The sequence below is a fragment of the Pseudomonas sp. LBUM1658 genome (genome assembly GCF_059716055.1).
Genome location: NZ_CP166798.1, coordinates 2,329,704 through 2,353,804 on the forward strand (window position 1 = coordinate 2,329,704; position 24,101 = coordinate 2,353,804).

The 24,101-nt window shown below is 60.8% G+C and carries 17 protein-coding genes and 1 pseudogene; 5 read left to right on the top strand and 13 right to left on the bottom strand.

From position 1 onward, the window contains the following. Nucleotides 1-7 precede the first annotated feature (7 nt). Genes ACA064_RS10645 through ACA064_RS10690 form a run of 10 tightly spaced genes read right to left on the bottom strand, consistent with a single transcriptional unit; the run spans nucleotide 8 to nucleotide 11,030 of the window. Nucleotides 8-1,144 (bottom strand): glycosyltransferase, encoded by a 1,137-nt coding sequence (locus tag ACA064_RS10645; RefSeq protein ID WP_497673315.1) that lies wholly within the window; start codon nucleotides 1,142-1,144, stop codon nucleotides 8-10. Then, the gene (locus tag ACA064_RS10650) at nucleotides 1,137-2,105 is read right to left on the bottom strand and encodes a glycosyltransferase family 2 protein (protein ID WP_497673316.1); all 969 of its coding nucleotides are present in this window, start codon (nucleotides 2,103-2,105) and stop codon (nucleotides 1,137-1,139) included. The genes ACA064_RS10645 and ACA064_RS10650 overlap by 8 nt, the downstream gene beginning before the upstream one ends. Then, on the bottom strand, nucleotides 2,102-3,469 hold the full coding sequence (locus tag ACA064_RS10655; protein WP_497673317.1) for an O-antigen ligase family protein: 1,368 nt from the start codon (nucleotides 3,467-3,469) through the stop codon (nucleotides 2,102-2,104). The genes ACA064_RS10650 and ACA064_RS10655 overlap by 4 nt, the downstream gene beginning before the upstream one ends. Nucleotides 3,470-3,471: 2 nt before the next feature. Next, nucleotides 3,472-4,554, bottom strand: a complete 1,083-nt coding sequence (locus tag ACA064_RS10660; protein WP_497673318.1) for a glycosyltransferase family 4 protein — start codon at nucleotides 4,552-4,554, stop codon at nucleotides 3,472-3,474. Then, nucleotides 4,551-6,143 carry a GumC family protein gene (locus tag ACA064_RS10665; protein WP_497673319.1) on the bottom strand — a complete coding sequence of 531 codons (1,593 nt, stop codon included), beginning with the start codon at nucleotides 6,141-6,143 and terminating at the stop codon, nucleotides 4,551-4,553. The genes ACA064_RS10660 and ACA064_RS10665 overlap by 4 nt, the downstream gene beginning before the upstream one ends. Before the next feature lie 20 nt (nucleotides 6,144-6,163). Continuing rightward, nucleotides 6,164-7,186, bottom strand: coding sequence for a polysaccharide biosynthesis/export family protein (locus tag ACA064_RS10670; protein ID WP_497673320.1), 1,023 nt, complete (start codon nucleotides 7,184-7,186; stop codon nucleotides 6,164-6,166). Nucleotides 7,187-7,208: 22 nt separating this feature from the next. Next, nucleotides 7,209-7,856, bottom strand: coding sequence for a CpsD/CapB family tyrosine-protein kinase (locus ACA064_RS10675; RefSeq protein WP_497673321.1), 648 nt, complete (start codon nucleotides 7,854-7,856; stop codon nucleotides 7,209-7,211). Then, on the bottom strand, nucleotides 7,856-8,602 hold the full coding sequence (locus tag ACA064_RS10680; RefSeq protein WP_497673322.1) for a sugar transferase: 747 nt from the start codon (nucleotides 8,600-8,602) through the stop codon (nucleotides 7,856-7,858). The genes ACA064_RS10675 and ACA064_RS10680 overlap by 1 nt, the downstream gene beginning before the upstream one ends. After that, a complete protein-coding gene (locus ACA064_RS10685; protein WP_497673323.1) occupies nucleotides 8,599-9,681 on the bottom strand; it encodes an NAD-dependent epimerase in 1,083 nt (360 codons plus the stop codon). The genes ACA064_RS10680 and ACA064_RS10685 overlap by 4 nt, the downstream gene beginning before the upstream one ends. Continuing rightward, nucleotides 9,678-11,030, bottom strand: coding sequence for a UDP-glucose dehydrogenase family protein (locus tag ACA064_RS10690; protein ID WP_497673324.1), 1,353 nt, complete (start codon nucleotides 11,028-11,030; stop codon nucleotides 9,678-9,680). The genes ACA064_RS10685 and ACA064_RS10690 overlap by 4 nt, the downstream gene beginning before the upstream one ends. A gap of 498 nt (nucleotides 11,031-11,528) precedes the next feature. Between ACA064_RS10690 and ACA064_RS10695 the strand changes: the two genes are divergently transcribed. Together ACA064_RS10695 and ACA064_RS10700 are read left to right on the top strand one after the other, a co-directional pair. Beyond that, on the top strand, nucleotides 11,529-13,226 hold the full coding sequence (locus ACA064_RS10695) for a sulfatase-like hydrolase/transferase (RefSeq protein ID WP_497673325.1): 1,698 nt from the start codon (nucleotides 11,529-11,531) through the stop codon (nucleotides 13,224-13,226). 378 nt (nucleotides 13,227-13,604) lie between these two features. Beyond that, nucleotides 13,605-14,702 (top strand): annotated as a pseudogene (locus tag ACA064_RS10700) (RHS repeat domain-containing protein); the annotation flags it as partial. A gap of 53 nt (nucleotides 14,703-14,755) precedes the next feature. Here the strand turns inward: ACA064_RS10700 and ACA064_RS10705 are convergent. After that, complete coding sequence (locus ACA064_RS10705; protein ID WP_497673326.1) at nucleotides 14,756-16,669, bottom strand: acyltransferase family protein; 1,914 nt, start codon at nucleotides 16,667-16,669, stop codon at nucleotides 14,756-14,758. 215 nt (nucleotides 16,670-16,884) lie between these two features. Here ACA064_RS10705 and ACA064_RS10710 point away from each other — a divergent pair, with 215 nt between their 5' ends. From ACA064_RS10710 to ACA064_RS10720, 3 genes are read left to right on the top strand one after another with little or no spacing between them, the layout of a single operon-like run. Beyond that, nucleotides 16,885-17,553: an ABC transporter ATP-binding protein gene (locus ACA064_RS10710; RefSeq protein ID WP_497673327.1), complete on the top strand. Its 669-nt coding sequence runs from the start codon at nucleotides 16,885-16,887 to the stop codon at nucleotides 17,551-17,553. 1 nt (nucleotide 17,554) lies between these two features. Then, nucleotides 17,555-20,035 (top strand): FtsX-like permease family protein, encoded by a 2,481-nt coding sequence (locus tag ACA064_RS10715; protein ID WP_497673328.1) that lies wholly within the window; start codon nucleotides 17,555-17,557, stop codon nucleotides 20,033-20,035. After that, nucleotides 20,025-21,110 carry a lipocalin-like domain-containing protein gene (locus ACA064_RS10720; protein ID WP_497673329.1) on the top strand — a complete coding sequence of 362 codons (1,086 nt, stop codon included), beginning with the start codon at nucleotides 20,025-20,027 and terminating at the stop codon, nucleotides 21,108-21,110. The genes ACA064_RS10715 and ACA064_RS10720 overlap by 11 nt, the downstream gene beginning before the upstream one ends. Nucleotides 21,111-21,305: 195 nt before the next feature. On the opposite strand, the gene hglS is transcribed toward ACA064_RS10720, so the two are convergent. Next, a complete protein-coding gene (gene hglS, locus ACA064_RS10725; protein ID WP_497673330.1) occupies nucleotides 21,306-22,697 on the bottom strand; it encodes a 2-oxoadipate dioxygenase/decarboxylase HglS in 1,392 nt (463 codons plus the stop codon). Between the two features lie 337 nt (nucleotides 22,698-23,034). After that, nucleotides 23,035-23,958 (bottom strand): alpha/beta fold hydrolase, encoded by a 924-nt coding sequence (locus tag ACA064_RS10730; RefSeq protein WP_497673331.1) that lies wholly within the window; start codon nucleotides 23,956-23,958, stop codon nucleotides 23,035-23,037. Between the last annotated feature and the right edge of the window lie 143 nt (nucleotides 23,959-24,101).

Here is a 24,101-nt window from a genome sequence, read left to right on the forward strand (position 1 = left end):
GGCACTCTTATCGATTCTGGTCGGGATTCCATTGGCTATAATGCTGGCCACGCAGGAACTGCCACAGACCGACACTCATCCCGGCAAGGGTCACCAGGAAAAAGGCGGCGAGGCGAAAAGGTTTGGGCAAACGGTGCTGCACATCGAGCAGGCCGGCGAAGGCCACGCTGTAGCCCAGCAGTTGGGTGATCAGTGCCAGGTTGTAGAAGCCGTGCTCGCCCCACAGCCAGAGATTGCTCAGCAGCAGCGGCACCAGCAGGACCGGCGCCAGCCGGCGAATCAATTTGTGGCTGATCAGCGCCAATGCGTACAGGCCGTGACGCAAGGGGTTGAGCAGCTCACGGCGCTGCGCCAGGCTTTGCAGTCCGCCCACGGTCACCCGTTGGCGGCGACGAAACTGTTTGTCGGCTTCATCGACGCCCTGATCGATCACCTGCGCCGATTCGACGTAGACGATGCGTTTGCCGGCTACCGGCGCGCAGGTGCTGAGGAAGAAGTCATCGTTGACCTGCGCCGGAATGCTCTGGAACAGCTCGCGGCGCAGGGCGAGCAGGGCGCCGTCGGCGGAGACCATGCAGCCGGTGCGGTTTTCCACGCGGCGCAACCAACCCTCGTAATGGCGGTAGAGGCTATCGCCCAGGCTCAGGCCTTTGCCCGGGATCGGGATCACCATGTGCCCGGCGCAGGCACCGACTTGTGGATCATTGAGTGGCGCCAGCAGTTGCCCAAGGGTACTGGTTGACCACTGATTGTCAGCGTCGGTGAACACCAGAATATCGCCAGTGCTCAGTTCGACGGCGGCATTCAAGGTAGCGGCCTTGCCCTGGCGGGGCAGGTCGAGCACCTGGATGCGCGGATCGATTACCCGTTGCGCACAGGCCACGGTGTCATCGCTGGAGCCGTCGCTGGCGAGGATGATTTGCAGCGCCAGCGCCGAATAATCCTGGTCCAGCAAGATGCGCAGTTTCTCTTCGACATGCCGGGCTTCGTTGTGCGCGGCGATGACGATGCTCACCGCCAGGGGTTCGGCCGGCGGGTAGCGACGTTCTGCAAACCACGGCGTGAGGATTGCCAGCATCAGCGGGTAACCCAGATAGGCGTACAGTGGCAACAGCAGGCACAACCAGAAAATGAATTCAGCCACGGGCAGGTCTCCTGGCTTTCCAATGACAAAGGCTGAGTACAAAGGCGGCTCCAGCCAGGTGCAAACGCAACCAGTGCAAGCCCCAGAGTTGCAGGGTCAGGCCCAGGTCACGATGTATCAGGCTCTGGCGCATGCTCAACGCCAGCGCCGGCAGGCTGGTTACCAGCACCAGCAACAGCGCCAGATGGGGCCGGCCGTCGAGCAATGCCGAGAGCGCCATTGCATCCAGCACCCAGGCGCCCAGTGACAGCAGCGGAAAGCGCAGCAGACGCAGGCTGATGCCGTGGCTGCGGAGCAATTGCAGATGGCTGCCCTGACGCCACAGCTCTTTGCCGACCCACTCGCGCCAGCTGCCCTCGTAACCCCAATGCAGGGCGATGCTCTCATTCACCGCCAGCAAGCGCGCTCCGGTCTGGGCCAGGCGCATCGTCAAGTCCTTGTCCTCGCCGGTGCGCAGGCTTTCGTCAAAACCGCCGACCCGCACGAACCACTCGCGGCGCATCAGCAGATTGGCGGTCGGCAACCATTGCGCCGGGTGCAGGCTGTGGGTAGTGGGGCGCAATGTGCGGCGCTGCCAGGCGTGGGCGAACCACGGCGCTTGCGTCGGCGTGTCGCAGTCCAGGCCGAGTACATCGGCCTGGCCGCCAGATTCGAGTTCGAGCAATAACGAGAGCCAGTTGTGTGGCATCTCGATGTCGGCATCGAGGAAGGCCAGCCATTCCCCGCTGGCGATGGCGGCGCCGTGGTTGCGCAAGGTACCGATATGCAGGCCGGGCAGAATCAGCACCTGGGCCCCCAGTTCGCGGGCGATCTGCGGGCCCTGGTCCTGGGAGCCGTTGTCGACCACCAGCAGCTCGCACTCAAGGCCCGCTGCATTGGCCGCCAGGCGTGCCGCCTGTACGGTCCGGGCGATGTGCCGGGCCTCGTTGTACATCGGGATAACAATGCTGATCAGGCTCATGCTCGGCGCCCCAGCAACGGGCTTTCTTCAGCCTTCAGCCGCAGCACATAGGAGAGCGCCAGCATGATCCACACGTATTTCGCGTTGGGGGCGCTGAGGAACATCAGGAACAGCGACAGCGACAGCAGACTCATGCCCAGGTGGGTGACCAGGTCCGCCTGTCCCCAATTGTCGCGTTCCAGCCATGCCCGGCGGGCCCGCAGGATATTGCGCAAAGCAAGGGCTATCATCGACACGAACAACAAGGCAGCGGGAATACCGACCTCGCTGAACAGCTCCAGGTAGGTGTTATGCGCCCGCCGGTAAAGGTCGGTGACCTTGCGGTTGGCCGAGAAGGCCTTGGCATAGCCGGTGGTGGCGTAATGCAGCGGGAAGGTGCCGGGGCCGGTACCCAGCAACGGATGTTCGCGGATCATCTTGCTGCCGACCACGATGTAGGAAGCGCGTCGTCCCAGGGACTCGTCGCCATAGGCCTTGGCGCCGGATGACAGAATGCTCAGGGACTGAATACGTGCGACGTATCCGGCCGGCATGGCGTAGATCGCCAAGGGGATGACAATCGCCACTCCGAGCATGGCAAAACCCAGGTGGCGCGGGCGAATTCGCGGTAGCTGCGCGCGGTAGTGATAAATGCCGATGACCAGGCTGATAAACAGCACCACCAGCCCTGAGCGTGATTCGGTCTTGGTCATGCCCCCCAACAGCAGCAGGGTGCACGCAAGCCAACCCAGGCGCTGCAACAGGTTCGAGCTTTTAACAGCGAGCAGCAGCGCCAGGGGGATGGCGAACGCAATCAGCATTGCCAGGGAATTGGGGTCGAGCATGGCTGAGGCTCGCCCCTGTTCCTGGTACTTGGTGGAAAACATGGCGACGGCACAGGTGATGGCGACGCTGACCGTGGCCAGGCGGCAGAAGTTGATCAGGTTCAGCTCGCGACCGACGAGCAAGGTGATGACGAAGAGCAGCAGCCCGACGATCAGTTCCCGCAGATGGCTGAGGGACATCGCAAGGTTGTCGGAGGCCGCCAGACTCAACAGGTAGAGCGCCATGAACGACAACAACAGCGGCCATTGATTGCTCCGCAGGCGACTGGCCGGAAGCTGGCGCAGGAGCAGTTGCAGGGAGAGAATCAAGGCCAGTGAGATGCCGAGGAATTTAGCCCCGGAGAAACTGCTCTCCTTCATCAGGCCCTCGAATGGCACCAGCGCGACAATCCCGAGCAAACCCCAGGCGGGCCGTCGATAGAGTACGGCCACTCCGACCAGCCCCAGCACCGCACCGGGTGCCAGGTACGGGTAGGGACTGACCAGCAGGGCCAGGCAGGTTGCGGCCAGCAGGCCGATCATCGAGAGCGGAATAATCACGCTTATACCCCCTGTGCAGTATGGATATAGAGCTGCGACCAACGTTGGGCCAGGGCCGCAAGGTCGTAACGATCGAGCTGGGTGTGGCGTGCGCGGTCTGTCAGGGTCCGCACCAGCACCGGGTCGCGCAGCAGACTGCCGATCTGGCTGGCCAGTTCGCTGCTGTCGCAGGCCTGGGCCAGCAGACCGTTGCGGCGGTGCTCGATCACGTCGGGAATACCGCCAACGCCAAAAGCCACCACCGGTACACCGGCTTGCATGGCCTCCAACAGAATCATCGGAGTGCCTTCAGTGCGTGAACTGATCACCAGCACATTCAGTTCACTCCACCAGCGACGCATATTGGTCTGGTAGCCCGGCAACTCGATGCGCTCAAGCAACCCGGCGGCCTCGATCCGCGCCAGCAGCGCGGGGCGTTCGGGGCCATCGCCAAGCATCACCGCATGCAGTTGCGGGTGCTGCTGGCACAGCGGGATCAGTGCATCGAGGAACAAGTCAGGGCCTTTTTCGCTGCTCAGCCGTCCAACGTAACCGGCCAGCCAGCGTGGATTGCCGCTGGCACGCGGCGGCAGCGCCGGTGCCAGCGGCAGACCGTTGGGGATCACCTGCAACTTGTCAGCCCGCACGCTGGCCTGGCGATGCAGCAGCGCGATGCTTTCTGCGACGCACACCACCCGATTGACCGAGGGTGTGCGGCACAGTTGCAGGCTCAGCCAGGTGTAGAAGCGTTGCTTGGTGCTGCGCGGGGTGAAGCCGTGCTGGGTGATGACCAGCGGCAGGCGCCACAGCGTGGCACCCACCCAGCCAAACAACAGGCCCTTGAAGTTATGGGTGTTGATCAGCGGCCGCTCCTTGCGCCGCCGCCCCAGGTGCCGCAACAACTCGGTAAGTCCCGAGCAGCCGCGGCAGTCAACGCCAGCATCACGAAAGCGGGCGATCAACTCCGGTGGCGCGTCGAGGAACAGCACTTGGTGCTGCCCCGGCGTCGCCAGGCAATGATCCATCAACATCCGCTCAGCCCCGTAGAAACCGCCGCTGCTGAGCAGATGGATGATCGCCAGCGCAGGTTTGTGCTGCGCGTTCAATTGCGCACCCAATGCACGAAGCTGGGTACCGACCAGTTGCGGTGTGGATTGGGCTGATCGGCGTGCTGATCGTTGATCACCAGCAACACCGGCAGGCCGAGTTGATGGGTGATTTGCGCCGGATGTTTGAAACGATGATCGAAGAACTCGCGGACATAGACCAGTGCGATGGCCAGCAACAGACCAGTGATCAGGCCGAACGGAATGATCAGCAGCGGTTTCGGAAAGGCCGCTTCGGTCGGTTCATACGGCGGGCTGAGGACTCGTGCGTTCGACAGGTCGCTGGCCAGCGAACGCTCGCTGCTGCTTTCTTCATACCGCTGGGTGTAGGTGAAGAAGGCCGCATGCAACGCGTTGATTTCAGTGTCCATTTGCCGCAGCTTGCTCTGAGTCTGTTGCAGCTGATGGACGCGGTTCTTGTAATCAGCAATGCGCGCGGTCTTCTGGTTGATCACCGAAGTGACGACCGCCAGATCGTTGGTCCGTTCCTGGATACGATTGTTGACCACCTTGAGGAACTGCTGCCGTGAGCGGGTAATCTGCTCGCGGGTCAACAGCATCGGTTCGCTGCCCGGCTGGAAAATCGCCAGATCGTTGTTATAGCGGGTAACCTGACTTGTCAGCTGTTCGCCGAGTTGTCTGATCTCGCGGTCTTCGAACGCAACATTGTCCACCGTGGTGGTGAAGGTGTAGGGGAAGGTGTAGTCGTTGAGTCTGGCGCTGCTGGCGGCGGCCAGACTGGTTTTCAGGTAGTCGAGCCAGCGCTGGCTTTGCAGCAGACGGTCGCGGTGCAGGTTGAGTGCCTGCTCTTCGGTGTTGATGGCGTTCAGGCGGAAGGTAATTTCTTCCTTGGGGTCCGCAGAACTGGCGCCCTCCAGCAGTTTCAGTCGATTACCTTCCAGGCCATCGAGACGCACCTGGTACTGGTTTTTCTTCTGTTCGTAGAAGGTCTGTGGCAGCTCGTTGGATTGCAGATCCTGGCGGTTCTGCAGGTAGTTTTTCAGCAGGTGATCGACGAATTTGGTGCCCACGGCCGGGTCGTCGTAGCTGTAGACGATCGAAATCACGTTGGAGCCGGGGAGTGTTTCGATCTTGAGGTCTTCTATCGCTTTTTCGGTGAGGATATCCAGGGAGGTGTCACGTACCGGATCGACTTCCAGGCCAAAGACCTCGCGTACCGGGTTGACAACCTTTTCGCGCAGCGGATTGATCACGTACTCGCGCAGCGGGGCCATCACCAGCCTGGAGAGAATGCCAGGGCTGGTAGTGAGGTCGCCCTGCTCACGCAATTGGCTGATGGTCTGCCGGATCAGTGTCGGTGAGCGCAGGATATTGCTCTCGGTTTCCATGTCCGCCAGCGAAGGCGGAATGAACTTGTCGGTATCCTGCGTCAGCGCCGTGGCGGCATCGCTTTGGGACAACTTCTTGGATTGGACTATGACTTCGGCGGTGATATCGAAGCTCTGTTTGAGCACCAATGGCAACGCCAGTGCGATCACTGCAAAGACCAGGAAGACTCGCTTCACCGTTTGACGGTTGGCGAAGAAGATCCTGAAGAACTCATGCAGGTAGTTTTCCTTTGGATTCATGGCCTGTCACCTGCTTGGGGTTAGTTGCTGTCTGAGTCTTTGTTGTCAAGGCGGTAGCCGAAACTCAAGCCGACACCCTGGAACAGCACCACGTCAGCCAGTTGCCGGGCGAGCTCGCCGGCGCTGGCCAATTTGGTCTTGGGGACGTAGAGCATGTCGTCGGCCTGCAGGTAAGCGAACTGCGAAGCATCGCCTGCCAGCGCTTTGTCAACGTCGTAGCGGTGTGCCTGAACCAGGTTGCCGGTACGCCGCATGACGACCACTGAACCCAGTTGCGCCTTGATGTTCGGCCCCCGTGCCAGGGTCAGTGCCTCGAGTATCGAGACCGGCCGGCGGATAGGGTAGGCACCAGGCATCCCGACTTCACCGAGTACAAAGATCTCGTTACCCTTCGTTGACTTGAGCATCACATCGACCGTCATCCGCCCCGGCAACTGCGCGTAACGCGAGTTGAGGAAGGTTTCCAGCTGATTGAGGGTCATCCCTTGCAACGGCACCGAGCCGATTTCCGGGAAGCTCGCATAGCCGTCGCTGCCCACAATGATCTCCCGGCTCATCCCGGTGCCCGGGTGGTTCAGTGCGCTCTTGAGATTCTGCTCGTTGCTCAAGGGGGTGATGACCTGCACGCTAAGCTGGTTACGATTGGGCTGGAACAGTTGCTTTTGCTGGTAGACCCGCTGGATTTCCTGGCGCGCTTGCTCGGTGGTCATTCCGGCGATTTTCACCGAAGTGTTGGCGCCCGGCAGTTCGATGGTGCCGTCGGGCAGCACCAGCTGGGTGCCGTTGAGCTGGTTGGCGGCGGTGAAGTTCAGAGCGACCTGGTCGCCGGACTGCACCCGGTAAGCGGCCGAACCACTGGTGCTGACGTGGAAGATCACATCGAGCACGTCCTGTGGCCGCAACGTCTGCTCGACCTTGAGTACCTCGGTGGCCTGGGCATCGGCCGGTGCGGCGGTCAGTATCTGCACCGGCGTGTTCTGGGTTTCATTGCTGGAGCAACCTACAAGAGGCAGCAACAGCAGGGGAAGCCATTTAGCTTTCATGTTGTCATCCTTTGGCTGCTGCTTAGAGGTTGTTGTAGAGCCACTTGGGCATGTAGTACTTGCGTCGGTTGAAGACGCTACCGACCAACTTCGCCCCAGCCTGTGTCAGGCGCTGGCTGGCGGCTTGCGCTACTTCCCAGCGGGTATCCTCGGCGCGCACGACCAGCACCACACCGTCTACCAAGGTGCTGATGACCAGGGTGTCGGCGGCTGAATACACGGCATCGCCATCGAGCACCACGAAGCGGTATCGCGCACCGAGCTGCTTGAGCAGGGGGCGCAGTTGCTCCGGATTCAGGTGATCGGCGCCGCGGATGTACCGGCCGTTGGGCAGGACGTGGAACGGCAGGCTCGAGATGTGCACGATGCAATCCTGCAGCAGCGGCGGGTTGTCCTGGTTGAACAACAGGTCGCGAAAGCCGCGCTCCTTCTGCAACCCCAGCTGCTGACTGAGGCTGGATGAGGTCTGACTCGCGTCGACCAACAGCACCTGGCCGCTACTCATCTGCGCCAGTTGACTGGCCAGCGCCAGGGCGCTGGTGCTGGTGCCACTGCCCGTATTGGCAGCGGTCAAGAGAAGGATCCGCAGATCCGGATCGAGCACGGTCGAGGTCAGGTTAGTCTCGCTCGGGTTCGCGATGCTCAAGCTTTTATTGGTTGAACCGTCCATCAACTTGCTCCTTGGCCGCTGAATACTTTGAAGGGGGTTTTAAGCAGGATCTTCAAATCAAGCATGAGGCTCTGCTCTGCTATGTAGCTCAGGTCCAGTTCCACACGTTGGTCGAAGTCGATATTGCTACGCCCGGAGATCTGCCAGAGACCTGTCATGCCGGGGTAGATACTCAGCCGCGCAAGGTGGTTGTCCTTGTAGCGGTAAGCATTGAATGAAGTCGGACGCGGGCCCACCAGACGCATGTCGCCGGTGACCACATTGATCAGGTTGGGTAACTCGTCCAGGCTGCTGCGCCGCAACCAGCGACCGATTTTCGTCACTCGCGGGTCCTGGTCGATTTTGAAGTCGATGGCATCGGCACCATGTTTGTTCAGGTGGCGCACCGACTCTTTGAGTTCTTCGGCGTTGGCCACCATGGTGCGGAACTTGTACATACCGAATGTGCGCCCGCGATAGCCAGTGCGTTTCTGTACGAACATCACCGGACCGGCGCTGGTCAGCTTGACGATCAAGGCCAGTGTCAGCAGCAGGGGCGAGAGCAGTACCAGCAACACCAGGGCACCCAGGCAGGCCACCAGCCGATTGGTCCGCGACAGGGTCCATGGCCGACCACCGTCGCGACCGGTCATCCAGCTCCGGCCCTGCATATGGATCGCCGCATCGAGACGCATGCGATGATTGGGGTCCATGCGTTTGTCTCGCCGCAAAACCGCGAGCGCAATATCTTTTTGCTGACCGGTCATAGACTTCTCCACTGCTGCACAGGAACTGCCAGTGACGAAGTGCCGTTTTCGAGCGGTGCTTCAATTACAGGCATTGGGTAGTAATCACGGAACCAGGAAACAAAGCGCGCGAGCCCTTCGTCCAGTTCGATCCGGGGGTGAAAACCGGTGTCTCGTTCCAGTTGCGAAACATCGGCACAGGTGTTGAGCACGTCCCCCGGTTGCAGGGGCAGCAGCTCGACCTCAGCCTTGATCCCCAGGTGTTTCTCCAGGAGGGCGAGGTAATCCTTGAGTTCGACCGGGCGCTGGCCGCCAATGTTGTAGAGCTGCCATGGGGCCATGCTGGTGGCCGGATCCGGGTGTTCACGGTCCCAGTTCGACGCGGCCTGGGGCGCACGCTCGATCAGCCGGGTCAGGCTTTCGATGATGTCGTCGATGTAGGTGAAGTCGCGTTGATGCTGGCCGTAGTTGAACAACTTCAGCGGGCGCCGCGAGACGATCGCCTGGGCAAACTGGATCGGCGACATGTCCGGACGACCCCAGGGGCCGTACACGGTGAAAAAGCGCAGGCCGGTGCATGGGACACCGAACAGATGGCTGTAGCTGTGGGCCATCAGTTCATTGGCTTTCTTGGTCGCGGCATACAGCGACAGCGGATGGTTGACGCCGTCCTGCACCGAGTACGGGGTGTGCTGGTTGGCCCCGTAGACCGAACTGGATGAGGCGTAGATCAGGTGGCGCACCGGATGATGGCGGCAGCCTTCGAGGATATTCAGGAACCCGCTCAGGTTGCTGTCGACATAGGCCCGCGGATTGTCCAGCGAATAGCGCACCCCGGCCTGGGCAGCCAGGTGGATGACCACCTGTGGTTGCTCGCGGGCGAACAGTTCGGCGATTGCCTGGTTGTCGGCCAGGTCGAGGCGAAACAGGGGGAAGTCGCCAGCCTGTTCCTGTACCCAACGCACGCGGGCTTCCTTCAATGCCGGGTCGTAGTAGTCGTTGAAATTGTCCAGCCCAAATACCTGGTGTCCGTCGCGCAGCAGGCGCAGGACGCAGTGGGCTCCGATAAAGCCAGCGGCTCCGGTCACCAGGATTTTCATTGGCCCGCTCCTTCTGGAGCGATGTTGCGCAGGCCGATACCACGATAGTGCAATCCAGCGGCCGCGAGATGTTCCGGGTTGTAGAGGTTGCGGCCATCGATGACCACCCGCGAGCGCAATTTGCTGGCCAGCAGCTCAAGGTCGACCACCCGAAAGTTTTTCCACTCGGTGCAGATCACCAGCGCATCGGCATCTTCCAGGGTGTCGTCACGGGTGGCGCACAGTTGCAAATCGTTGCGGTAACCGTAGATGCGCCGGCACTCGGCCATGGCTTCCGGATCGAACGCGCGAACGGTTGCGCCTTCGCGCCAGAGCGCTTCCATCAGGTAGCGGCTCGGGGCTTCGCGCATGTCGTCGGTGTTCGGTTTGAAGGCCAGGCCCCAGATGGCGACCGACTTGCCGGCCAGGCCCTGGGGGAAATACGGCTTGAGTTTGCTGAAGAGGATATGGCGCTGGGCATCATTCACATCGCACACGCTGCGCAGCAGGCGCAACGGCATGTCGTTCTGCTCGGCGGTATGCAGCAAGGCTCGCAGGTCCTTGGGGAAGCACGAACCGCCAAAGCCGCAGCCGGGGTAAATGAAGTGATAACCGATACGTGGGTCCGAACCGATACCCTTGCGAACCGCCTCGATGTCAGCGCCCAGATGTTCAGTCAGGTTGGCCAACTCGTTCATGAAACTGATGCGGGTCGCCAGCATGGCATTGGCGGCGTACTTGGTCAGTTCGGCGCTGCGGTTATCCATGAACATCAATTTTTCATGGTTGCGGCAGAACGGCGCATAAAGTTCTGCGAGCTGGGTACGGGCGATCTCATCACTGGTCCCGACGATGATCCGGTCGGGGCGCATGCAATCGTTGAGCGCGCTGCCTTCCTTGAGGAACTCCGGGTTGGAGACCACTCGCACGTTCAGCTGGCCCTTGCCTCGGCGCTGCAATTCTTCGTGGGCGCAGGCCGCGACTTTGTCGGCGGTTCCCACCGGGACTGTGGACTTGATGATCAGGGTGCGATCGGCTTCCATGCAGCGGGCGATTTCCCGGGTGACCGTCAGCACATGGCTGAGATCGGCAGAACCGTCTTCATCGGCCGGAGTTCCGACTGCGATGAAGATCAACTCGGCGTGGGTGACGGCATCACTGGCCTGGGTGCTGAACAGCAACCGGCCTTCCTTGATGTTGTCTTCCAACATGCCGGAAAGTCCCGGTTCACTGATGGGCGGAACAGCCTGTTGCAGCTGTTTGATTTTGTTCAGATCGACGTCGACACACAGCACTCGGTGACCGACGTCTGCCAGTGCGGCTGCTTGAATCAGGCCAACGTAGCCCGTACCGAATACGCTCACGTCCATATTGGCGCGCCTCGTAAAATGCGGTTGATGTAACTGAGATGAGACTGATGAAGTGGGTATAGACCAGCCTTGAAAAAACGTGTCAACGAAATGACATGTTCTTTGGGCTTAGCAATTACTAGCTTTTCGGGCGTTTTGCCATCAGACGCTTAGCGGCAGCGGGTTTGGATGAATTTGTACCGAAAAAAACACAGTCAAGTTAAACGACGAACGGTTGTACGGCTTGATTTGCATGGGTCTTAGCGGTGGGGGTGTGTCAGATTTGAGTCATCTTTTTTTTGACGCGCTCACCGTTGAAACAGCAGGTTGCGCTTTGATGATGTGATGCTAATGTCTCAATCAAGTTACTTATGTTAATGAGCAGGACGAATGGCAGTCGTCAACTAATTGACTTGGTACTTGGAGGCGAAAAGGGTTGATCGGGCATAACCCTTTCGAGGTGTCAACGGATAGTTACACTGGACGGCGGAGCTTAAACGCCATTCAAACGAGGGATTTATGGCGAGATACTTCAAGGAACTGTTGATCGTTCTGTACTTGCTGAAGAACTCCGATTATTACCTTGAACGCATTGGCGCAATGGGCGTCGGATTACCGTTGCTGTTGTTTGCCGGAATGTTCTTTGTCCTGGTCTGCTCCCTGCTGTTGACCGCCTATATTCGCAAGACGCTGGTACGGCACCTGTTCGCGCTGATGTTCTTCAGTTCCGCGGTGTTTTTCGACATCTACACCAAAGTCACCGCCGATTACCTGACCTACAGCAGCTTCATTTCGCTGGTTTATTCCGGCGGGTTCATTCTGGAGGCAGCATACCAATACCGTTGGGTCATACTCGGCTCACTGGCAAGCGGTCTGTTGCTACTGCTGGGTATCGGACTCAAGCCGCAGCGGCGTCTGCCGCTGCCTGGTTACGTCCTGACGGCGGCACCGCTGCTCGGGGTGCTGCTGCTTTCGGCGGTGTTGTTCGTGCGGGCGGGCGAGGGCGCCAGAGGCTTGCCGATCATGTACACGCCGCTGGCGTACCTGAACCTGTTTGCCTATGAGTCCGCGCAGGACACCGTCGGTCCCCGCGAGACGGTCAGCCTGACGCGACAACCGCAGGCCGTCGGCCACGATATCGTGCTGATCATCGATGAAAGCGTGTCCGGCAACTACCTGGATATCAACGCCCCCTTCGGTGCGCACAGCAGCCTCAAGGAGCCCCGTCCAGACGTGGACATTTACAACTACGGCTATGCCGCGTCCATTGCCAACTGCAGCGCCGATACCAACGTCACGCTGCGCTATGGCGGTACTCGCGATGACTACATGCGCATCAACTCGACCCTGCCGTCGATCTGGCAGTACGCCCGGCAGGCAGGACTGCGCACGGTGTATATCGACGCCCAACGCACCGGCGGCTTCCTGCAGAACCGGATGAACGAGCTTGAGCGCAAGGACATCGACGAGTTTGTCCAGTTCGACCAGATCAGCGTGCGCGACCGCGATATGGCGGCGGCGCAGAAACTGATTGAGCTGCTCAACGACGGCCAGCCGCAGCTGGTGGTCATCAACAAGGTCGGCGCGCACTTTCCGGTTCATGACAAATACCCGGATGAGTTCATGGCCTACCGCCCGGTGCTGTCACGGGGGCAGTATGTCGAGGTCGCCGACACCGCGTCGCGCGACGGTTTCAGCGGCCAGACCGATGACTGGCTGCTGTACCGCAATGCCTACAAGAACACGTTGTTGTGGAGCGTCGGCGAGTTCTTCTCGCGAGTCTTGACCAAGGCCGACCTGAGTAATGCTGTGCTGATCTACACCTCCGACCATGGCCAGGACCTGCACGAACGTGGCAACCCGGGCCTCAATACCCATTGCGGCGGTGACCCGGTGGCGGAGGAGGGCCTGGTGCCGTTGGTGGTGATCCAGGGCAACGCCCTGCACACCCTCGACTGGAAGAGCACGCTGGCGGCCAACAAGGACCGCTCCAGCCACTACAACATCTTCCCCACCTTGCTGCAGCTGATGGGCTACGACCTGGCGGCGATCGAACCGGTCTACGGCAAACCACTGAGCGAGTCGACCGAGGACGACTTTACCTTCAACACCCGCTTCAACGCGCGCCTCGGTGCCAAGCCGATGTGGAAACATATCGACCTCAGGGACATCGTCACTCCGGATCAGGCGCAGACTGGCCTCGCGGCGGGTGGTTAGGGGGGTGATGTCGGGTAGTTAAAACACGGATGCGGCGAACACAATCCCTGTGGCGAGGGAGCTTGCTGTGGCGAGGGGGCTTGCCCCCGCTGGGTCGCGCAGCGGCCCCAAAATCAGCAACCGCGTTCTATCAGGTAAAACGCATTAGTTGGTTTTACGACTGCTTCGCAGCCGAACGGGGCGATGCGGCGTTCCGACAAGCCCCCTCGCCACAGGTTTGCGTTCGACACATCTTTCGTTGTTGATTTTTTCCATTTGATTTAAAGAAAATTCCTACCCGGCCTCTCGAATCTCCCCGATTCCATTTCCCAACGATCCCCTGCAAAGTTCTCGCGCCAATACCACCCACGCGAGGGATTGCGGATGAACGATCACGACGATCCATGCGGCCAGCTTGACCAGCTATGCCTGCCGGACCTCAGCATACTCGACTACCACCCTGTCCAGGGCGGTGCTCTGAGCGCCATCGACCTCAATGGCGAGCGGCTGACCACTCACCAGTTCAGCGCCGGTCGCGAGCAGCAACGCCAGCAAGGCCTGCTGCTCAGCCAGTACCACTACGACGAGCAAGGGCGCCTGCAGCTCCACGCGATCACCCGGCAAGCCCGGCCGTTGTATTTGCGCCATTACAGTTATGCGGTCAACGGCAACATTGCCTCTATCGCGGACAGCCGTCACGGCCAGCGCAGTTATTACTACGATGCGCTGGATCGTCTGATTCGCGTCCGCCATTCTCGCGGCGAACTCCTGGAAAACTTTGCCCACGACCCTGTCGGTAACCTGCAGATGCAGGGCCCGACGACGATCAAAGGCAACCGTCTGCTGATGCAAGGCGACCGCCATTACGACTACGACACCTACGGCAATCTGATCCGCGAACGGCGCGGCGACGGCGAGAAACGGGTCACCGAATACCGCTACGACTGCCTGCACCGACTGACAGGCGTGAGCCTGCCGGACGGCCGTTGCGTGAGCTACCGCTACGACGCGTTCGGCCGCCGAATCGGCAAAACCGTCGATGGCCACAGCACCGAATTCCTCTGGCAAGGCCGGCAACTCATTGCCGAACGCAGCAGCCATCACTACCGCCGCTACCTCTACGAACCCGGCAGCTTGCGGCCATTGGCCCTGCTCGACGGCGAAGACCCATTCAAGGCCCGTCGGTACTACTACCAACTCGACCACCTTGGTACACCGCTGGAACTCACCGACTACAACGGCGAGATCGTCTGGTCGGCGAATTACCGGGCCTACGGCCAACTCGCCGGCCTCGACAGCGAACCACAGGTCGACAATCCGTTGCGCTTCCAGGGCCAGTACTTCGATGCTGAAACCGGCCTGCACTACAACCGGCATCGCTACTACGATCCGCACATCGGCCGCTACCTGACGCCGGCTCCGGGCCCGCTGGCGGAGGTGTGGAATGACTACCGGTACACCCCGAATCCGATAGGCTGGGTGAATTCCTCGGGGGTGAGACCGCATCGCGAGCAAGCTCGCTCCTGCATTATTGGTCTGGTACCCCTGAGTCAGGATCTCGCCACGGGATCATGCAACAACGAGTAACCTTTATCTAATAGCGTGCGGCCGATGAAGCGCGATCCCCTCTCGTTCAAGTGCGCGTTGTCTAGGTACAACAGATTGCCCTCGATAATCGGGCTGCAGAGATGTTCCGGGCAAATCACCTGATTGGGATCGATGAAGTGCACCTGCGGGAATTTTTCGTGCAATTGCGCCCAGTAAAGCGGAATCGCACTCTGGGTGGCCGAGCACTCGCGCTCGCGGCCGAACATTAATCGGCGGATAGGGCAGGTCGCGGCGTTTTCAATGTTCTGATTACTCAGGATGACGATGACCTGACCGCTGTTTTCCACCACTCGCTTGATGCTCGCCTCGACGATGCCTGCTGCGGCTTCATCCTTGGGCCAACTCCCCGCCAGGACCACATAAGGGTAGTGGTTCTGCTCGATCAGATTGAACACCCGTTCGTTGCGTATCGCGCAATGGGCGGCATACACCGCCGGCATCCCTCCGCTGTAACCGACAATCGGCGGGCAGGAGTCCAAGGTGTAATCCATCAGCGTGATGCCGTCGGGCCGGGCCAGGATGTCCACCATGCCGGTAAAGTGATTGGCAAACGAATCGCCGACCATGATGCCGTCGAGCCGCTCTTTTTTGGCTCCCAGATGGCATTCGGGACTGGGGTCGGTGCGGTACAGCGCATTGGGCACGTGGCAACCACTGCGAATCTCGCTGGGTTTGCTCAGGGTCATCGCCTCAAGCGTCGAGACCCCGGGACTGAAACGAGTCGGGAATCCATCCCACTGCTGGCTCAACCCCGCCAACAAGGCCAACCCCAAGGCCGGCAGGGCAAAGCGTCGGGTAAACACCCGCGAAAAGCGCAACGCCGCCCCGCTGCGGCGAAAAGGCACTTCGACAAAGCGCCACAACAACCAGGCCATGAGCACCGATGCCAGCACCACCAACAGCGCCACCGGAAGATTGATGGGGATATCCAGATAGTTCAGGTAGGCAATCAGCGGCCAGTGGCACAGGTAGAGTGAGTAGGAGATCAAGCCGATAAACACCATCGGCCGGCTGGTCAGCAAAGGTAAACGAACGTCGGCGCTGCCGGCCAGGATCAACAAGGCTGCCCCCAGACACGGTATCAGGGCATCGATCCCGGGAAAGGCCGAGCTGTCGTTCAAGGCAAACAGCGCAACCCCGACCAGCAGCGAGCCCACCAGCGCATAGCCATAGGCAGCCACCTTGCCGATGACGCGTGGTTGTTGCAGGTAAATGCCCAGCAGCCCACCCAGCATCAGTTCGAAAAAACGCATGGGCAGCAGGTAGTAGGAAGCCGTGGCAAACACCCCTGTCGCGTATTCGGAAAGGCCTGCGGCGGCCACAACTCCCAGGATCAGTACGGGCAACATATAGCGCGGTGCCCAGCGATACAGCAGCACGATGAATAACGGCCAAACCAGGTAGAACTGCTCTTCAATGCCCAGCGACCAGGTATGCAACAAGGGCGCTTCACTGGCGTCTGCGGCGAAGTAGTTGCCGTACTTCATCCAGATGTAGATATTCGAGGCGCCCAGCAATGAGAACAGTGCGCTGGCGTTGAGTCGCGTCAGGTCGGCCGGGGAAAGGATGAAGGCCCCGGCGATCACACTGACCAGGAGCACTGTCATCAGGGCGGGAACAATGCGGTTGATGCGCCGCTGATAAAAGCTCTTCAGCGAGAAGACATTGCGTTTTACCTCGGAAAAAACCTGCGAGGTGATCAGGAATCCGGAAATGACGAAGAATATATCGACGCCAATGAAACCACCCGGCAACAGGCTGTTATTCAGGTGATTGACGAAGACTGCAATAACGGCGACAGCCCGTAGTCCGTCTATGTCGGAACGGTATTTGCCCTGAGCCATGTGCCTGGCCATCCCCGGAACTTGTGTTATCCCTCTAGGTCCGGGTCATGACAATCATCGTCACAACGTGGGACTCCCATATCGCTTCACCACACTGTTATTTTTAGTCTGGAATCGTCTGTTCGCACAGTCGAAGTCAAAAATAAAAAAGTGCGGATGCCGCAGCGACGCCTCGCCCAGCCACACCCGCTATCCTTGGCTTCAGCTTCAGTCAATCGAGTGTTCCCATGCTCCAGGTGCAAGGCGTGTTCAAGAGCTATGCAACCCCGCAAGGACCGCTGGCGGTGTTGCAGGGTGTCGACTTGCAGTTGCAACACGGCAGCAGCCTGGCGTTGATGGGCGAGTCGGGCAGTGGCAAGAGCACCTTGCTGCACCTGATCGCCGGGCTGGACAAGGTGGATAGCGGCAGCATCCGCATTGGTGGGCATTCGCTGGAACGGATGAATGAGGCGCAACTGGCCAACTGGCGGCGTACCGAGGTGGGCCTGGTGTTCCAGCAGTTCAATTTGATCAGCAGCTTGCAGGTCGAGGACAACCTGGCCTTTCAGGCACGTCTGGCCGGGCGACTTGAGCCAGTCTGGCAGGCGCAACTGGTGGAGCGGCTGGGGCTCGGCGACTTGCTCAAACGTTATCCTGAACAACTCTCTGGCGGCCAGCAACAACGGGTGGCGCTGGGGCGTGCGCTGGCGTCGCGTCCTGGTCTGCTGCTGGCCGATGAACCCACTGGCAGTCTTGATGAAAGCACCAGCGATCAAGTGCTGCAGTTGCTCCTGGAGCTGCTTGTCGACAGCCCCACCAGTCTGCTGATGGTCACCCACAGTCCGCGGGTCGCGGCCCGTCTGGCGCAAAGAGTGGTGCTGCATAACGGGCGTCTGCTCAGCACGGGCGGGGGCTGAGGTGCGGGTTTTTCAGGGCACGTTGCGGGCCTTGCTCAGCCATTGGCGGCAGCATCCGGTGCAGTTTTTCAGTGTGCTGACCGGGCTCTGGCTGGCCACCAGCCTGTTGACCGGGGTGCAGGCGCTAAACAGCCAGGCGCGAGAAAGCTACGCGCGGGCCAGCCAGTTGATTGGCGGCGAACCCCAGGCCAGTCTCGCTGCACCGAATGGCGCGACCTTCGCGCAATCCTTGTTCATCAGCCTGCGGCGTGCCGGTTGGCCAGTGTCGCCGCTGCTGCAAGCGCGGCTGTCACTCAAGGGCCGGGAAGATCAACGTCTGCAATTGATCGGCATCGAACCGCTGTCGCTACCGGCCGGATCGGCGGTGGCTGGACAGGCGCTGGAGCTGGCGCGAATGGTCGACTTCATCAGCCCGCCCGGCAGCACCTGGATCGCCCCGCAAACCTTGCAGGCCCTGGGTTATCGCGAGGGCGACCAACCCTTCACGGTAAATGGCCAACGCCTGCCGCCGCTGCACAGCCAGGTCGACATGGCGCCGGGGGTGCTGCTGGTGGATATCGGCTTCGCCCAGCAGCTGCTGGGAATGCCACAACAGCTCTCGCGGCTGGTGCTGCCCAAGGATTTCGCGGCTACTGAGCCGCGGTTGCCTGAAGCGTTTGCCGGGCAGTTAGTGCTCAAACGCAGTGGTGAAGAAAACAATCTGGCGCGCCTGACCGAAAGCTTTCACCTGAACCTCGATGCCTTGGGTTTTCTGTCGTTCGTGGTCGGGCTGTTTATCGTGCATGCCGCCATCGGCCTGGCCCTGGAGCAGCGTCGTGGTCTGCTGAGAACCCTGCGGGCTTGCGGGGTCAGTGCGCGCATGTTGATCTTCAGCCTGAGCGTTGAGCTCGGTGGCCTGGCATTGCTGGGCGGGATTGCCGGGGTGATCAGTGGGTATTTGCTCGCCGGCGTGTTGTTGCCGGACGTCGCCGCCAGCCTGCGTGGGCTGTACGGGGCCGAGGTGGCGGGGCAGTTGAACCTCGGCCCGCTCTGGTGGCTCGGTGGGGTGGGCTTGAGTCTGTTGGGAGCGTTGCTGGCCGGCGCCAACAGTTTGTTGCGCGCGGCGCGCTTGCCGTTGCTCGCGCTGGCCAACCCGCAAGCCTGGCATCTGGCCCATGCCCGCTGGTTGCGGCGCCAGGGTTGGGTGGCGGCGATTGCCGCCGCGGTGGGGCTACTGGCCTGGTTGCTGGGGGACAGTTTGACCAGTGGTTTTGTGCTGATGGCCGGCCTGTTGTTGGCGGCGGCGCTGAGTTTGCCAGTGCTGCTCGATGGGCTGCTGAGGCTGGTGCTCAGGCCCGGTCGCTCGGTGTTGGCGCAGTGGTTTATTGCCGATTGCCGCCAGCAGTTACCGGCCCTGAGTCTGGCATTGATGGCGCTGTTGCTGGCGCTGGCCGCCAATATCGGTGCCGGCAGCATGACCGCGGGTTTTCGCCAGACCTTCGCTGACTGGCTCGAACAACGCTTGAGCGCCGAGCTGTATCTCAATCCAGTCAGTCCGGCTCAGTCCCGTGAGCTTCAAGCCTGGTTAAGCCAACAACCACTGGTTTCCGCGGTGTTGCCCAGCTGGCAGCTGTCGATCCAGCTGCAAGGCTGGCCCGCGGAGCTGTACGGGGTTATCGATCACCCGAGCTATCGCCAGCACTGGCCGCTGCTGCAGGCGCTGGGGGACGATCCCTGGGAGCGGCTGGTCGACGACGACACGCTGATGCTCAGTGAACAACTGGCCCGGCGCCTGAAGGTGCAATTGGGTGATCGGCTGGTGATTGCGACGCCGCAAGGTCAGTGGTCGCCGCGCATCGTCGGGATCTATGCCGACTACGGCAATCCGAAAGGACATTTACTGGTCAACGCCGGGCACCTGCAACGTTACTGGCCGCAGCTGGCGCCGAGCCGCTTCAACCTGCGCATCGACCCCGCGGCCGTGACGCCCCTGGTGCAAGCCCTGCAAGCGCGCTTTGCCCTGGACGACAACCGCATCGTCGATCAGGCGCAGCTCAAGGGCTGGTCCACTCAAGTGTTCGAACGGACCTTTACTGCCACCGCGGCGCTCAATAGCCTGACTCTGGGGGTGGCCGGTGTCGCGCTGTTCATCAGCCTGCTGACCCAGAGCCAGAGTCGTCTCGGGCAACTGGCGCCGTTATGGGCTCTGGGTGTGACCCGGCGCCAACTGATGCTGCTCAACCTGGGGCAGACCTGGTTGCTGGCGGTGCTGACCTTGCTGCTGGCATTGCCGCTGGGGATCTTGCTGGCGTGGTGCCTGAACTCGGTGATTAATGTCCAGGCCTTTGGCTGGCGCCTGCCGTTGCGGATCTTCCCGCTGCAACTGCTGCAATTGACCGCCCTGGCATTGTTGGCGACCTTGCTGGCGTCGGCCTGGCCACTGATCAAACTCTACCGCAGCCGGCCGGTCGATCTGCTCAGGACTTTTGCCCATGAAGATTAAGTCGCTGTGGTTTGGCGTGCTGCTGGTGCTGCTGTGGCAACTGGGTGGTTGCGATGACGCGCCGAAAAATTCAGAAAGTTTCGCCGGGCTGGGCAGCGAAGCGGCTGAGTTCACCCCGGTGGTTCCCGGCAGAGCCTTCAGCTTTCCCGCCGACCACGGGCCCCACGACGGCTTTCGTATCGAGTGGTGGTACATCACCGCCAATCTCAAGGACGCTGAGGGCCGCAGTTTCGGTGTGCAATGGACCCTGTTTCGCAACGCACTGAAAGTCGGGCCCGAGCAACCTGGCTGGGGTAGCCAGACGGTCTGGCTCGCCCACGCCGCAGTGACCTCGGCCACTCAGCATCACGTGGCTGAACGCTACGCCCGGGGCGGGGTAGGGCAGGCCGGAGTCACTGGCGCGCCGTTCAATGCCTGGATCGATGACTGGAGTTTCAGCAGCCAGTCCGGCCCTGCCAACCCCTTGGCCGATATGCAACTGCACGCCAGCGGACAAGGCTTCAGCTATCAACTGCGCCTGACCTCGAGCAACCCCCCGGTGTTGCAAGGCGAGCAGGGTTACAGCCAGAAATCCGAACATGGCCAGGCGTCGTACTACTACAGCCAGCCATTTTTCCAGGCCCAGGGTAGCCTTGAGATCGATGGCCAGACCTGGCAAGTCAGCGGTCCGGCCTGGCTCGACCGCGAGTGGAGCAGCCAGCCGTTGACCGCCGATCAAACGGGTTGGGACTGGTTTTCCCTGCACCTGGATAGCGCCGAACAGGTAATGCTGTTTCGGGTGCGCGAAAAAAATGGAAACGCCTATCTGACCGGGACCTGGATTGCTGCCGATGGCCGCACCGAGCGGCTGTCCAGAGACGAGATCAGCCTGACGCCGCTGGACTCCACTGCGGTGGCGGGGCGCAAGATGCCGACCCGCTGGTCGATCAAGATCCCTGGCAAAGGTCTGGATATCACCGCGCAGGCGCTCAATCCCAAGGCCTGGATGGCGCTGCGGATTGCTTACTGGGAAGGCCCGGTGCAGTTGAGCGGCAGTCATGCCGGCAGCGGCTATCTGGAAATGACCGGGTATTGAACCGGTGTGAACTGTTCTGAACTGTTCTGAACGTTAATTCGCACTGGAAATATTGTGTCCAGATTTATTCAGATTTTTTGCGCGGACTTATTCTGCACGTTCAATTAAAATCCCTATGTTCGCCCAGTGTATCGGCTCTTTACCGGTGCATGGATTGCCAGGCCAACGCACTGGGCGAACTCCCTTGCGGCACCCTCACACCAGTGGTGGCAGCTCGAGTGCAGCGCAGCATTCCAGGATCGAGCGCCGTTGAGTCTCGGCATACAGCGCCAGTTCATTGATGGTCGAACGGCCCAGTACGTTTTCGAATTCCTGCTGGTTCGATTGGCTGGCGTAGTGGCTTTGCGCATCGTCACCCAGGTTGGACTGGAAGATGCCCGCCGCACTGACCGGCAAAAAGTCCTCGTAGACCAGCGGCTCGAAGCACATGTAGTTTCGGCTGAGCAACCCTTCCAGCGTCTCTGAATCCGACAGGTCGCCACTTGCGGCGAGGCCTTGTTCGGTGACGAAGTAGCGGAAGTAAGCCAGCCCTTGTTCGCGCATGCCGGCCCAGGAGTCCGGGAATTCAGCGAAGTGCACTTGCAGCAGGGCGTTGTAGCGCTGGGCATTTTCTTCGTTGGGGAAATCCTTCAACTCATCGCGAGCGGCATTCAGCAAGCGGTCATACAGCGCCCGACCCGCCGGGGTCAGTGCTGCGCCGCGCTGTTCGATCTCGCCGAAGCGGGCACTATGGCTGCCGCTGCTCTGACCGGGGAAGGCGATGGGTTCTTCCAGCGCCTTGAAACTGGTCTGGCGCAGCAGGATCGGGCACTCGCGGCGCGGCGGGCCTTCGATCACGGCTTTGGAGGTAATACCATACTCGGGCATTTGCGCCTGGACCCGGTCGATGTCGAGGGTGCGCGGGGTCAGGTGATTAATGTGCGGCCCTTTAAAGGCCACCACGTCGGCGACCAGCCGGTGCTGCGCACTCAACTGCCGATATTGCTCGGCCGTGACGGTGGCGCTGTGGTGCCAGCGAAAGGTTTCCAGCGCCTGCTCGACGAATGCCTCGGCGTCTTGCTCGTCAAGCCCGCCCTGGTTTTCGGATTTGTCGATCAAAGCCAGCGCGGCCGGGGTGAAGATCGAGCGTCTGGCCAGGACCGCCCGGGCGAACTCGCGCAGCTCGGGGTTTTCGATGAGTTCCAGGCGCAGCAATGAGGTGAACACCCGGAATGGACTGACCTGCAGCGAGGCTTCATGCACCGCGCGGAATGCGGTGGCGTGCACCGGCACCCCGGCGGGTGTCAGGTCGTAATAGCCGACCGGCTGCATGCCCATCACTGCAAACAAGCGGCTGATGGTCGCCAGTTCCTCGGCGGTGCCGACGCGGATCGCGCCATGGCGCTCAAGGTCCAGGCGTTCGATTTCCCCGGTGCTGCGCAGCTGTTGCGCAACTCGGCTGTCGTCACGCAACACCTGGGCGTTGGTCTGCGCCACCAACTCCATCAGCGCGCCATACAACGGCACCTCTTCGCGGTACATGTCCGACATTGCCCGCGAAAAGCGTTGGCGGATCAGGTCAGGGCTGACACAGCTCTGGATGCTCATAGACAGAATTCCCGGGCAATGAAATCGTGGGTTCAACGGTGGTTTTTCGTTGCCCGATTCTGTTCGGGGCAGGGGATACTGACAAACGAAGTTTCCTCCCAACTTCATTCTGCAAATGACTGCTCTCTTGGTTGTTGGAGAACCCCCTGTGGCGAGGGAGCTTGCTGTGGCGAGGGGGCTTGTCGGACCGCCGCACCGCCCCGTTCGGCTGCGAAGCAGTCGTAATCCAGCCAACTCGGTACATCTGAAAGAAAGAGATTGCAGGATTTAGGGCCGCTTCGCGACCCAACGGGGGCAAGCCCCCTCGCCACAAGTGTCCGCCACATGAAAGATCGCATCAGGCCTGCTCTTGCAAAAACTCGCGATACAACTGCGCAGTCCTGGCCGGTCGCTCGACCATCGGCATATGCCCGATGCCATCCCACAGCTCCACGCGAATCCGGGCAATGCCCTCGGCCCAGACTTGCGCGCTGCTGACGTGAATCAGCCGATCCTCGCGTCCCCACAACAGCAGGGTAGGGGCCTGGATTTCGGCCAGCCGGGGTTCGAGCGGATCACTGCCATGGAAGTCCTGGAAGATCTCCGCCAGTTCGTCACGCCGGCGCTGATACCGTTCGGCCAACGCCGCCAGTATTACGTCGGGCACCCAGGGTGGCGAGGCCATGGTCATGGCGTAAAACTGATCGAAGTCGGCCCGTGAATGGATCAGGAACGGGTTGTTACCCTGGGCCAGCAGCCGTTCCATGTCGCTGGGCAGCGGCGAGGCGACTCCCGCCGGGTCGATCAGCGCCAGTGATGCAACTCGCTCGGGATAAGTCGCAGCGAGCCAGGCAGCAAGGTAGCCGCCCATGGAATTGCCGATCACATGAACCTTCTCCACCGCGCAGGCATCCAGCAGCTGGGTCAGCCGTTGTGCCTGGGAGGGAATGTCGTAGCTGCCACGTCGCCGAAAGCCGGTTTCACCATGGCCCGCCAGGTCGGGAATGATCACCCGATAATCACCGACCAGGTGCCGGGCAAAACGCAGCCAGACGGTTTTGTCGGCACTGTAGCCGTGGAGCATCAGGAGCGTCGGCGCCTTGGGCAGGCCTCCCTGATAGGTGCTCAGCGTCATTTCCGCGATTGGCACCGGCACTTTTCGCAGGTGATAGAGACGCGCCTCCAGGGCCATGTTCAGGTCATACAGCAGCTCGCCGAGATGCGGCCAGTTCCACCAGCTCAAAATGATGAAAGCCGCGGCAAGTAGCAGGGTCATTAACATGGAGCGCTATCCCCAGCGTGTTCAGGGCAGGATGTGATCGGCAGGTTTGAGCGTTCGCGTCATTTTTTACCCGGACGACCAGTGACATCACGTTTCGCCCACTGTCATTTATAGTCAAGCATTCGCCAAAGGAACCGCGAGAA